The 12,392-nt window shown below is 62.6% G+C and carries 12 protein-coding genes; 3 read left to right on the forward strand and 9 right to left on the reverse strand.

The features are described from left to right. Positions 1–56: 56 nt before the first annotated feature. From CYD26_RS03030 to CYD26_RS03070, 9 genes are all read right to left on the reverse strand, one after another. Positions 57–611, reverse strand: a complete 555-nt coding sequence (locus tag CYD26_RS03030) for a phage tail protein (protein ID WP_102051775.1) — start codon at positions 609–611, stop codon at positions 57–59. Positions 612–690: 79 nt separating this feature from the next. After that, positions 691–1,245: a phage tail protein gene (locus CYD26_RS03035; RefSeq protein WP_102051776.1), complete on the reverse strand. Its 555-nt coding sequence runs from the start codon at positions 1,243–1,245 to the stop codon at positions 691–693. Positions 1,246–1,302: 57 nt separating this feature from the next. Continuing rightward, entirely contained in the window at positions 1,303–1,857 is a 555-nt protein-coding gene (locus CYD26_RS03040) for a phage tail protein (protein ID WP_102051777.1), read from the reverse strand. A gap of 107 nt (positions 1,858–1,964) precedes the next feature. Further along, positions 1,965–2,291, reverse strand: coding sequence for a hypothetical protein (locus CYD26_RS03045; RefSeq protein WP_102051778.1), 327 nt, complete (start codon positions 2,289–2,291; stop codon positions 1,965–1,967). Then, positions 2,288–2,788 (reverse strand): GNAT family N-acetyltransferase, encoded by a 501-nt coding sequence (locus CYD26_RS03050; protein ID WP_102051779.1) that lies wholly within the window; start codon positions 2,786–2,788, stop codon positions 2,288–2,290. Before CYD26_RS03050 ends, CYD26_RS03045 begins: the two co-directional genes overlap by 4 nt. Positions 2,789–2,906: 118 nt before the next feature. Next, positions 2,907–5,006: a site-2 protease family protein gene (locus tag CYD26_RS03055; RefSeq protein ID WP_102051780.1), complete on the reverse strand. Its 2,100-nt coding sequence runs from the start codon at positions 5,004–5,006 to the stop codon at positions 2,907–2,909. Further along, positions 5,003–6,322, reverse strand: coding sequence for an efflux RND transporter periplasmic adaptor subunit (locus CYD26_RS03060; protein WP_102051781.1), 1,320 nt, complete (start codon positions 6,320–6,322; stop codon positions 5,003–5,005). Before CYD26_RS03060 ends, CYD26_RS03055 begins: the two co-directional genes overlap by 4 nt. After that, on the reverse strand, positions 6,319–7,080 hold the full coding sequence (locus tag CYD26_RS03065; protein ID WP_102051782.1) for an efflux RND transporter periplasmic adaptor subunit: 762 nt from the start codon (positions 7,078–7,080) through the stop codon (positions 6,319–6,321). Before CYD26_RS03065 ends, CYD26_RS03060 begins: the two co-directional genes overlap by 4 nt. 290 nt (positions 7,081–7,370) lie before the next feature. Further along, entirely contained in the window at positions 7,371–7,667 is a 297-nt protein-coding gene (locus tag CYD26_RS03070; RefSeq protein ID WP_102051783.1) for a DUF3077 domain-containing protein, read from the reverse strand. Positions 7,668–8,297: 630 nt separating this feature from the next. Between CYD26_RS03070 and dusA the strand changes: the two genes are divergently transcribed. The 3 genes from dusA to CYD26_RS03090 all read left to right on the forward strand — a co-directional run bounded on the left by dusA (position 8,298) and on the right by CYD26_RS03090 (position 12,355). Next, complete coding sequence (dusA, locus tag CYD26_RS03080) at positions 8,298–9,299, forward strand: tRNA dihydrouridine(20/20a) synthase DusA (RefSeq protein ID WP_102051785.1); 1,002 nt, start codon at positions 8,298–8,300, stop codon at positions 9,297–9,299. A gap of 124 nt (positions 9,300–9,423) precedes the next feature. Beyond that, entirely contained in the window at positions 9,424–10,350 is a 927-nt protein-coding gene (tal, locus tag CYD26_RS03085) for a transaldolase (protein ID WP_065758486.1), read from the forward strand. A gap of 85 nt (positions 10,351–10,435) precedes the next feature. Then, positions 10,436–12,355 carry an alkaline phosphatase D family protein gene (locus tag CYD26_RS03090; RefSeq protein WP_102051786.1) on the forward strand — a complete coding sequence of 640 codons (1,920 nt, stop codon included), beginning with the start codon at positions 10,436–10,438 and terminating at the stop codon, positions 12,353–12,355. The last annotated feature ends 37 nt before the right edge of the window (positions 12,356–12,392 follow it).

The following is a 12,392-nucleotide window of genomic DNA, read 5'->3' on the forward strand; positions in this document are numbered from 1 at the left end:
AGGCGGGTCTTCATGTTGGAATGATCGCCTTACACACCACTGATACGACGCCCGCCTTAGTTGCGCGACGGGAAGATGCCGGACAGCGCGATGATGAACGATACCGCCAGGTACGGGTTGCGCACGGAGAGTGGCACTGAATTGCCAGCATGGCCAATAGCCTGCGGAGCCAATTGAGTGTCCATGGGAGTAACCGGATTGCCATACTCACCATAGATGTTCAGCGGCGAGCCCGCTGCATCGACCGCCGCAGCCAGGAACGAAGTGGTGGTTGGTGCGTTGACGACACCGTCGTCGGTACTCGCGCTCAGCAGGTGGGTGTGAACCGGCAGGTTGTTGACGCTCAGGGTGACCGTTTCCGCGCCACCGACATCGCCGACCGTGAAGACGGCTCCGCCGTTCGGGGTCGGGCCCTGGCCGATCGGTGTGGCACCGACAAAGTTGGGCAGCGCGAAGTTGTTCGGGTAGGTGCCACCGTAAAGGTTGCCGATCAGCGCGAACAGGGCCTGATTCTGCTGCACAGCCATCAACTGGCCTTGGCAGAAGGCATAACCCTTGGGTGCATAGTTGCCCGCGAACATCTTGATTTCTGCGAGATAGGGCTCACTCATCGAACACTTCCTTTGTTGCGTAATTAGGTAAGTTGCTGAAATTTCGCAATGACGACCTGAACGAAGCCTAGTCGCGGCCTCACGGACGAGTCGGGTATTCACCCCAAAGCGCGATGATGAAAGAGATGGCCACATAGGGGTTGCGCAGCGAGAACGGCTGTTGGCTACCGGCAACACCCACCGACTTCGGCAGCACGTTGACGTTGATATGGGTGTTGCTGTCAGTGGTGCTGCCATAGATGTTCACCGGCGTACCCGCCGCATCGGTCGCCGCCGCCAGGAAGGTGTTGTTGGACGGCACGTTGGTGCTGCCGTCAGCCAGCGAGCCGCACACCTGGTGCGAGTGGTTCGGCATGTTGGCGGTCAGCAGGGTGACGTTTTCCTGGCCACCGGTTTCACCGGGCACAAAGCTCGCCGACACACCCGGCGCCTGGCCCTGGCTGAGGGGTACCGTGCCGCAGAGGTTGGGCAAGCCGAAGGTGGAACGGCCATCTCCGCCGTACATGACACCCAGGATCGCGAACAGCGCGTTGTTCTGCGAAATCGCCACCAGTTGGCCCTGGCACAGGGAATAGCCATAAGGGGCGAAGTTGCCCGCGAACATCTTTACTTCACCTACAAAAGGGTCACTCATTGAACACTTCCTATGTATGCGGTGGATGGCATTTTCAGCGACGATCGCTGCACACGATCACTGATGAGGCGGGAAAATGCCTTCGATGCAGATGATGAAGGACAGGGTCATGTACGGGTTGCGGACGCTGACAGGAATACTGCCACCGGTGGGGCTGACGATCTGTGCCGCCAGTGCCGTGTTCACAGGCGTCGCCGGGTTGCTGACCTCGCCGTAGATATTGATCGGCGTTCCGGCGGCGTCGAGCGCAGCTGCCAGATAGGTGTTCGCGCCCGGCTTGTTGGTCACGCCAGGCTGGGTGGAAGCCCCCAGCGCATGGGTATGCGCCGGCATGTTGTTGTTGAGCACGGTGACAAGTTCGTTGCCAGCGGTCTGCCCGACGTTGAACAACCGGCCGCTACTGGCCAGGGTACCGGTACCGACCGGCATGCGACCACCGAAGTGCGGCAGGCCGAAGGTGGTCACGCCGTCACCGCCGAACGCGGTACCGATGACCGTGTACAACGCAGTGTTCTGCGCGATCGATAGCAGTTGGCCTTGGCACAGCAGCCAGCTCCGGGGCGCGAAGTTGCCCGCGAATATCCTGATCTCACCAACGTATGCGTCACTCATTCGAACACTTCCTTTGTTGCTTTGGGTTGGAGTTCTTTCCACTGGGTGCCGGAGCGTTAAACCGCGGCCCAGAAATCGAAATGATGGCGAAGACGGCCAGGCAAGGATCAGGCAACCTCGCGCTTGCGGTGGATCACCGCCTCAAGGGCAAAGCGACCATCGGCCTCCGGCATTACAGGAGTCATCAGCAGCAACCAGGACTTACCTTCGGGACTACCGACGCGGAAGACCGCCTGCGGCAGCTCGATACCTTCCGGCAAGGCGAAGATGACGGCATAGCACTCGTAAGCGGGACTCATTGCCGCACCGGTGCGCAGCACCGAACGGGTCACCGGGATATGCTGCTCCGGGCCGACCTGAAGGGTGAAGCCGTCGGCAGGCGCGCTCTCCAGTTCGGCGTAGGTGGGCATAGGGTAGTCGAGCGGTTCGTTCATACGGACATCCTGCTGGAGTGGCTCGGGACCTCGCGACGCATGCGCAGGTAGACCCCGGTCTGGTTGATGACCTGGAAGCCGAAGCGCTCGTAGAGCTTCAGCGCCGGGTTGTATGGCTCCACCGACAACTCGATCGGCAGCTCGCTTTCGTCGGCACGGCACAGCAGGTCTTCGAGCAACTCGGAGCCGATGCCGTTCTTCTGGAATTCGGGGAGCAGGGCGATGTCGATCAAGGTCACGCAGGTCTTGCCGAACCAGGTGTAGATACGGCCGACACGCTGCGCCTCGACCTCGATGATGAGGAAATCGGAACCGGCGAAATGCTCCTGGTAGTACACATGCTGGGCATGGAACTGCATCTTCAGGAAGGCAGCGATCTGCTCGGCGGGCCAGCCGCTATGGGACATTTCGTCGGCACGGCTGGTGGCGTACAGATGTTCGATGAAATCCATGTCATCTGCTTCCAGGGCACGCAACTTCACAGCGTACTTCGACATCAAAGCAAACTTCCCTGTATTGATAACTTTGGGGACTAACTTTTTACGTGACGGATGTCACAGTCAAAGTTATGGCCAATTGACAGCAGAATACTCCAACCACCTTACAATCGCACGACTAAAACCCACTTTCTCGCACACCGATCGCCGCCAAGCGTCGCCATGCCGCCGACAGCAGCGATTCGCCCTCTCCGTCAAGCACGACAAGGCCTCGGAGCGGATGACCGATCGCCTCCGACGCCCCGTTTTCGAGCACGAATTGCGCGCCGTACTGAGCTTGCAAGGGCTGCGCTCTTTTCTCTTCGTCACGCCTTATCGCAATGGGTCCCTTTTGATCGGAAACCAGGGCTTCCTGGTCGACAAAAGAAACGCCATTGGCATCGACTTCTTTAAGGCTTACTGCAATTGAATTGCGCAGTACATCGTCAGCGACAAAGTGTCCGGTAGTTCCCGGCGCCACCCGCCATAAGTCCGCCTCGGCCACATAGCCACGCAGGCGCAGGCCCGCCTCGGCTACCTGCGCCAACGGCAACTCGGCACTGACCCAACGTCCAGGCGTGAGATTGTCGGCCAGGTCGCGCACGGTACCGGCATGGGGCGCACGCAGATTGAGGCGTTCGCGCTGAGCAGCCAGCCCCCGGTACTCCGCCACCGACTCGGCGAGGCGCTGTTCGAGAATGCCGCTGTCGGCCGCCGTGGTGCTGCGCCCGGACTGACGGCGCAACTGCAGTTGCAGGATCTCGATTTCGCGCCGGGTGATGCTCATACGCGACGCCAGGTCCGGGGACTCCAGTTCCATCACCACCTGGTTCTCGGTGACCTGCTCGCCGTCCTTGACCAGCACCCGCTGGATCCGCACGGGAGCCGGTGCATGCAAAGCGCTGACCCGCGAAGCCTCAAGCATCGCCGGCACTTCGACGCCGCTGCGCCATGGCACCAGCAGCAGCGCAAGGAGGCTCAGTACACCACCGCCCAGGAACAGCACCTTGCGCGGCTGAGCCTTTTCGCGGTGCTCCCACCAGTGCCCCATCTCCTTGTAGATCGGCAGGAAGATGAACCAGACCAGTTCGACAAGCATCAGGAAGATGCCAAGCACCTTGAAGAACATGTGATAGACCGCGAGGGCGATGCCGAAGAACAGCGCCGCGCGCCAGATCCACGAGGCGTAGCTCCAGCACAGCAGGCGGCGGCGCAACGCTGGCGACCAGCGCTCGGGCATCGGCTCGCCGTACCCGAAGAGTTTTTCCCGCAGGTGCCAGCGCCCCAGGGCGAAACCGCGCCCTTGCAGGTTGTCGACGCCCCACAGGTCGCTGAGCAGGAAGTAGCCATCGAAGCGCATCAGCGGGTTGACGTTGATCGCCAGGGTGGTGATCCAGGTGGCGCTGGCCAGCATGAAGGCTGCCGTGCGCCCTGCCCCGTCCGGCAGCAGCGACCAGGCGAACAAGGCGATGCAAGCCAGAATCAGTTCCGCCAGGACTCCGCCAGCGCCGATCAGCAAGCGCGTGCGCCGGTCCTGCACGCGCCAGGCATCGCTAACATCGGTGTAGAGCATCGGCAGCAGGACCATGAACGCCACGCCCATGCTCGGCACCCGGCAGCCAGCGCGCTTGGCCATGTAGGCATGGCCGAACTCATGGCAGAGCTTGGCGAAGCCGAGGGCAATGGCGAAGGCCAGTGCGCCGCCGAGGCTGAGCAATTGCGGGAAGGTGGCGAGGAAGCGCTCCCAGTCGCGCATCACCAGGAACAGACCGAGCAGCAGCAAGCTAGGCAGACCGTAGCGCAGCAGGTTGCGGCCGTTGCGCTCAAGCCAGGGCCAGGTGCGATTGAGGAATGCGTCCGGACGCCACAGCGGAATGCGGAAAAACAGGTACTTGTGCAGGATCTGGGTCCAGATGCCCTGGCGCTGGGCGGCGGCCTTGGCCGCGTAGCTGGCACTCTGCTCAGGGTCGCCGCCGCTGATCAGGTCATGGCCGCGGAGGAACTTGATCAGCTCTTCCAGCGCTTGCGGCGTCACTGGCGCGCCAGGCTCGCCGTTGGCCGCCTTGAGCACCTGCAGGGCGTCCCCCAAAGCCCAGTGGCGCAGCAGGCGCATGGCCGGCGAGCCGAGCTTGAAATACTTGCCGCGCAGCGGGTCGGCCAGGGTCCATTGCGGCGAGCCGTCCAGCCCCGGCGTGGCCACCGAGAGCTGCAGGTCCGGGCGCAGTGCCGGGAGGATCACAAGCCTACCGCCTGGCGCAGGGCCGCCAAAGGCCGGCGCAGCACGTACAGGGCCAGCGGCGCGCGCTCGCCGAACAGCTTGGCGGTGCCGCGCAGGCCGATGCGCGGCGGCGCTGCGTCGAAGGCGGCGTCGAGGCGGTAGGCCAGCTGGCCGGCGGCGGTGCCTTGCGCCTGGTAGGCGGCGCGCTCCAGTTTGGCGCTATGACGATGCAGCGGATCGCTGTCGAGAAACAACGCCACTTCGGCGCCCTGTTCGAGGCCAATGGCGTCGGCCACCGGCAGTTCGATACGCAGTTCAGCCTGGGTCGGGTCGGCGATCTCAAGCAGGCGTTCGCCCGTACGCACCGGCTTGCCTATCCAGCGCTGGGCATCGGCGAATACCGCGAGGCCGTCGCGCTCGGCGCGGACTTCGCTGCGCGCCAGCAGCTCACGAGCGTAATCACGCTCTGCGCGTTTTTGTTCGACGCGCGCGGCCAGCAGATCGAGCCGGGCACTGGAATCGGTATCGGAAAACGCCCGCTGGGTATTGGCCTTGAGTTCGGCCTCGGCAACCCCAAGGGTGCGCTCGGCAACATCGGCCTGGGCCTTGAGGCTGGTAGCGTCGAAGCGCACCAGCGCATCCCCGGTCTTCACTGGCTGGTTGGGCTTGACGAGGAATTCGGCGACCACGCCATCCAGCGGCGCGGCCACGACCTGACCATTGCGCGGCACCACTTCGGCCGGCGCCAGCACCGACTGGCGTACCGGTACCAACAGCACCAGCAACAAGGCAGCGGCAATTGCCCAGCGTGTCCGCGCCGGCCAGCGCAGGCGCCACGGTTTGCCCGGTTGCAGAGCACGCCAGGCGTGGCTGTAACAATCGCCCAACTGCGCCAGCAGGGCTTGTTCAGCGTCATTCCAGGGATTGTCGCGGGCTAGCCAGAGACCGCCGAACACCTCGCCCTCGCGGCTTTTCAGCGGCAGCCAGAAGGCATGCGGCGCCGACAGTGCCTGCCAATCGTCGCGGCTGGCCTGGTCGAGGTCTTCTGGAGGCACAACGCCGGGCAAGGCGAAGCGCTCACCCGCGGCAAGGCGCGAGGCAATGCGCTCTATGAACACCACGAACGGGGCGTTCGGCTCGACCGCGCTGATGCCGGTGAGCGCACGGACCTTGCCCGTAATCAGCAAGGCCGCGTGGCGGAAGCCGAACAGCGCCTGGCTGTCGTTGACCATACTGAACGACAACACCTCCACGGCAGCGGCAGACCGCGCCTGACGCTCCAGCTTCAGGTAATGCGCCAGCAGTTGTTCAAGGGCGCCGGGGACGGGAGCGTTCATTGTGGCTCCGCGAAATGCGCCGTGCCGCTCATTCCGGCCAGCAGGCCCGGGGTATTCGCCGGGACACTGCCGATCAGCAGCAGCGTCTGGCTGCCCTCATCGATCCGAGCACCGAGACGCTTGACCACAGCATTGATCGGCATACCGGTTTCATCGGGAACAAAACTGAAGGCCTGGTCGGGTTTGAGCTTGCCGAGCCAGCGCGACGGCACCAACAGATGAATTTCCAGGGAGCGGTTGTCGACGATTTCCAGCAGCGGCGTGCCGCTGGCGACGCTTTCGTGCGCTTGGACGCGGCGCACCACGACCTGCCCATCGAACGGCGCCTTCACCTGGCAGCGCTGAACCTGCACCTGATACACCTGCGACTCGGCCTGGGCCTGGGACTGGCGAGCCTCGGCCAGGGCCACTTCAAAGCGGCCGACTGAGTTGAGCGCCGCCAGTTGCTGCTTGTTGCGCAACTCTTCACGGGCGGCGCGGACCGCTGCACCAGAGGCATTCGCCTGTGCCTGGTAGGCACTGCAGTCGAAGCGCACAAGCACATCGCCCTTGCTGAACGACTGGCCTTCAGCGAAGGGGATTTCAGTGACGCGGCCAGCTAGTTCGCTGGCCAACACGGCCTGGAAACGAGCTCGCAGCACGCCCCGGACCTCGCTGGCAGTGGAGGTGGCGTCATCGAGCAACGGATCACTTTCGGTCGCAGCCAGCGCCACGCCACTGATCAGGGTAAACAACGCGCACCACGCAACCTGCTTCATCTCGCTACGTCCTTGTAAGAGGTGGAATATTTCAATTTGAGTATCGGCTGAGTTGCGCCGAACCCGACACCGCTGGTCAGCGGCGATGATTTCCGGCCCAATTGGCAGCACGGAGCAACAGAAACAGTGTCTGGGCCAGGGAAAGTACGAGAACCACGTCACAAAACCCGGCATTCAACAGAGTGGCCGGATGCTATCAACCTTTTATCAAACGAGGAAGTAGGCCGACCATCGGTTCACGAGAATCGGCCCAGAACCCCGCAAGGCAAACGCTGGGCGCGATCTTTGGCTTAAAAAGCCTCGTCGCAACCCTCGATCAACGCATCGACAACCGCCTTGGCGCTGCTCAAGGTATGCCGAAGCAGCCAGGCAGCATTGCCCTGCAGCGGCACGTCCCCCATCGCCGCGTCATACAGCACGCCCTGCATCGTACCGAGCAATTCAGACACACTCTCCAGCGCATCAGGCATGGCGACACCGGGCACAACAGCGAACAACTTGCCCTGCTTCGCCGCGTCGCCAGTGCCATGAAACAACGCACCTGGGCCGGTACTAATAACGAACCTCTGCCGCTCGTCAGGCGTCATTGGGCACCGCCTTGCCTGGCAGGCGGGCAAGCGTTGGGCATGAGGGTGTGGGGATGGGTTTTGGATGAGTTTGGAGTGGACACAGGTGAGGCTCCTTCTGCTGTAGAGGAGCTGCCACGATCCTTCCTACGGGATTGGGTGGCAGCTGTGCACGGGGTAGGAATACCGGGGCAAAAGGAACCCGGCCAGGCCGAAGCCTGCCCGCACACAGCCGCCATAGCACTGCGCTGCAGGCGAAAACACCTGCAGCCAGGTATGTGGGCTGTTGCACCTTTTGCTTATCGGGTTCCTACGCCCGGCCACGGGATTGACCGTGACTTTCGCTGACGAGTCAGCGACGGGCGAACCATACCGAGCCTGACCGCAGGCTGCAACCCGGTTTACAGCACGAGTTCTGCACACCTCGCCATGACCGCACATGCTGCACAAGGGATGGTGCAGCGTGACAAAGAGCACCCAAAACACATCGCCTTCTCGCATTTCTGCGCTTTACCAAACTCGTCAGGCCGCATTGCCCAGTAGCTCAGAGCTTCCTGCTCAGACTGTCCTTGCGCAGCCGAAACCACCCTTTTCCTGATAAACTCCACGACAGCCGCAATCGCCCCAATCCGCACCCCTACAGACGCCCCCATGCCCTCGAACACCGCCAAAGCCATTACACCAGAGCCTTCTCGCCGCTTCAGCGTAGCGCCGATGATGGACTGGACTGACCGCCATTGCCGTTTCTTCCTGCGGCTGCTGTCGCAAAACGCCCTGCTCTACACCGAGATGGTCACCACCGGTGCGTTGCTGCACGGTGATGCGGAGCGTTTTCTGCGTCATGACGAGGCTGAGTACCCGTTGGCGTTGCAGTTGGGCGGCAGTGTTCCGGCGGACCTGGCGGCCTGTGCGCGCCTGGCGCAGGGCGCGGGCTATAACGAGGTGAACCTGAACGTCGGCTGCCCGAGCGACCGTGTGCAGAACAACATGATCGGCGCCTGCCTGATGGGGCATCCGGCACTGGTTGCCGATTGCGTGAAGGCGATGATCGATGCGGTGGATATTCCGGTAACGGTCAAGCACCGTATCGGGATCAATGGCCGCGACAGTTATACCGAGCTGTGCGATTTCGTCGGCCAGGTGCGTGAGGCCGGCTGCCGCAGTTTCACGGTGCATGCCCGTATCGCGATTCTCGAAGGCCTGTCGCCGAAGGAGAACCGCGAGATCCCGCCACTGCGCTATGACGTGGCGGCGCAGTTGAAGCAGGACTTCCCCGACCTGGAGCTGATCCTCAACGGCGGGATCAAGACGCTTGATGAGTGCAAGGCGCACCTGCAGACGTTCGACGGGGTAATGCTAGGCCGCGAGGCGTATCACAACCCTTACCTGTTGGCCGAAGTCGATCAACAGTTGTTCGGCAGCACGGCTGCGGTGATTTCGCGCAGTGACGCGCTGGCCAAGCTGCGGCCGTACATCGCGGCGCACCTGGCGGCAGGTGGTGCGATGCACCATATCACCCGGCATGTTCTCGGCCTCGGCCAAGGCTTCCCCGGGGCGCGCAAGTTCCGCCAGTTGCTGTCGGTGGACATCCACAAGACCCAGGATCCTCTGGGCCTGCTCGATCAGGCCAGCCAGCTTTTGCAAGGGCGCTAAGCCGGGAACCTGTAAACGTTTTACGACTCGAAGGGTTATCGACCTCCTGCCTGCCAGCACGGCCCTTGAGCGGCTGGCAGGGCTCGGGTAATGTCGTAGGAATCGCACAGGACAGAGCACGCTCATGACTTCCAAGCTGGACCAACTCAAGCAGTTCACCACCGTGGTTGCCGATACCGGCGATATTGATGCAATCAGCCGCCTCAAGCCCGTCGATGCCACCACCAACCCGTCGCTGCTGCTCAAGGCAGCGGCGATGCCCGGTTACGCCGAGCTGCTCGACCAGGCCGTGCGTAACAGCAAGGGCGACCTGGGGCTGGCCTGCGATGCCTTCGCGGTGGCCGTCGGCAGCGGTATCCTGAAAGTCATTCCAGGGCGTATTTCCACCGAAGTGGATGCACGCCTGTCATTCGATGAGCCGGCCCTGCTGAGCAAGGCGCGCCAACTGATCGAGCTGTACGACAAGGCCGGCGTTGGCCGCGACCGCGTACTGATCAAGCTGGCTTCGACCTGGGAAGGTATTCGCGCTGCCGAAAAGCTCGAACGCGAAGGCATCCAGACCAACCTGACCCTGCTGTTCTCTTTCGCCCAAGCCGTGGCCTGCGCCGATGCCGGGGTGTTCCTGATCTCGCCATTCGTGGGCCGGATCTATGACTGGTACAAGAAGTCCACCGGCAAGGAGTATGTCGGTGCCGAAGACCCGGGCGTGCAGTCGGTCACGCGCATCTACAACTACTACAAGGCCAACGGCTACGACACCGTGGTCATGGGCGCCAGTTTCCGCAATATCGGCCAGATCGAACAGTTGGCCGGCTGCGACCGCCTGACCATCAGCCCGGAGCTACTGCAGCAACTGACCGACGACCAAGGCGAACTGGTGCGTAAACTCAGCCCGGGCCATGCTGGCGAGCCGCGCCAGCACCTGAGCGAGAGCCAGTACCGCTGGGCCATGAACGAAGACGCGATGGGCACCGAAAAACTGGCCGAAGGCATTCGCCAGTTCGCCCGCGACCAGGAAAAGCTTGAAGCCTTGCTGGCCGCAAAAGCCTGAGGCAATGCGCTGTCGAAGCGGGTTCGCCTGCTTCGACGCCCTCCCCGCGCATGCCCCTCCCCGCCTGAGTTGACCTGAGTTGCCGATGCCCGAAAACCCTACCTTGCCGCTGGTGCTGGCTGGCCCGTTGTTACGCCGCCTGGAACCTTCGCGGTTGGTGATGTGGCTGGTCGCTTCACAGCCGCTACAGCCTGATCTGTTGTTGTACTGCACGGGCACAACCCCTGTTGAACTGCCCCTGGAAGGCGAGCGTTGCCGCATTGTGCCGATTGGCCGCCATGCCTTTGTGCACTTGATCGACGTGAAGCTGGACACCCCCTTGCCCGTCGATGAAGCGATCGGCTATGACCTGATCATTCACGGCGCCAGCAAGCCGCAGCGTATCGCCGACTGGGCACCGCACCTGCTGTATGACGGCAAGCAACGCCCTGACTTCGTCTTGCGTGCACAACTGGACAACGTGCTGCATGGCTCTTGCCGCAAACCGCACTTCGACGCGGCAGACGGCCTGCTCTGCGCCGACCGACTGCTGGCAACCGAGCACACTGCGCAGGCACGCCCGGCACTGCTGATGATGAGCGGCGACCAGATCTACGCCGACGATGTCGCTGGGCCCATGCTGCGTGCTATCCATGCCTTGATTGCTCGCCTGGCGCTGTTCGAGGAGCGTTTGGAGGGCGCGGTGGTCGAGGACAGCACCGCGCTGTACGAGCACCCTGCCAGTTACTACCACCGCGCTGACCTGCTGCCGGAAATCAAGAGCAACGAAACCCTGCGCGAGCGGTTTTTCGGCGGTGCCAGCAAACCTATTTTCACCAGCAGCAATGCCGACAATCACTTGGTCACCTTCGCTGAAGTCATGGCCATGTACCTGCTGGTGTGGTCGCCCGTCTGCTGGACGCTGATCGATCCGCAACCGCCAGCACTGACGCCTGAGCGCCAGCAACGTTACGACGATGAGCAAGCCGTGATTCGCAGGTTCGTCGCAGGCCTTGGCCAGGTTGCCCGCGTGCTGGCGCACCTGCCGAGCCTGATGATCTTTGACGACCACGACATTACCGACGATTGGAACCTGTCGGCGCAGTGGGAGGAAAGTGCCTATGGCCACCCCTTCTCGCGACGCATCATCGGCAATGCACTGATCGGTTACCTGCTTTGCCAGGGCTGGGGCAACAATCCGGACGCATTCACGCGGTTACTGGCAAGCTGGCGGGGCCTAGCCGACGGCGCCATGAACGACCGCTACCTGAACAGGCCGCAACAGGATGCGCTGATCGGTGAGTTGCTGCGTTTCCAGAACTGGCACTATGCGCTGCCCAGCACCCCAGCGCTGCTGGTACTCGACACCCGCACCCGCCGCTGGCGCAGCGAGAGCAACCTCAAGCGCCCTTCAGGCTTGCTTGACTGGGAAGCCCTCAGCGAACTGCAACAGGCCCTGCTTGACCACCCTTCAGCGATTATCGTCTCGCCGGCGCCGATCTTCGGCGTCAAGCTGATTGAAACCGTACAACGGGTATTCAGTTGGCTAGGCTATCCGCTGCTGGTGGATGCCGAGAACTGGATGGCTCATCGGGGCGCGGCGCAGGTCATCCTGAATATTTTCCGCCACTCTCGCACACCCGGGCATTACGTGATCCTCTCGGGTGATGTGCATTACTCGTTTGTCTACGAAGTGCTGATTCGTCACCGCCAACGCAGCCCACACCTCTGGCAGATCACCAGCAGCGGTATCAAGAACCAGTTTCCACGGCGCCTGCTGGAGACCTTCGACCGCCTCAACCGCTGGCTGTATTCACCCCGTTCGCCACTGAACTGGCTGACCAAGCGTCGGCGTATGGAAGTCATTCCGCGCACCCCGACACACAGCAAGGCTGGCGAGCGACTGTGGAACAGCGCAGGCCTGGGTCAGGTGTTTTTCAACGCGCAGGGGCAGCCGGAGCGAGTTTTCCAGCTCAACGCAGACGGCTCGCCGCCCACAGAGTTTCCTCGCGGGCAACGCCAGTAGTCAGGGAAGTTACCAGGGAGCGCAGAAACGCGCCCCT

The organism is Pseudomonas sp. FFUP_PS_473 (assembly GCF_002858665.1).
GTDB lineage: Bacteria > Pseudomonadota > Gammaproteobacteria > Pseudomonadales > Pseudomonadaceae > Aquipseudomonas > Aquipseudomonas defluvii.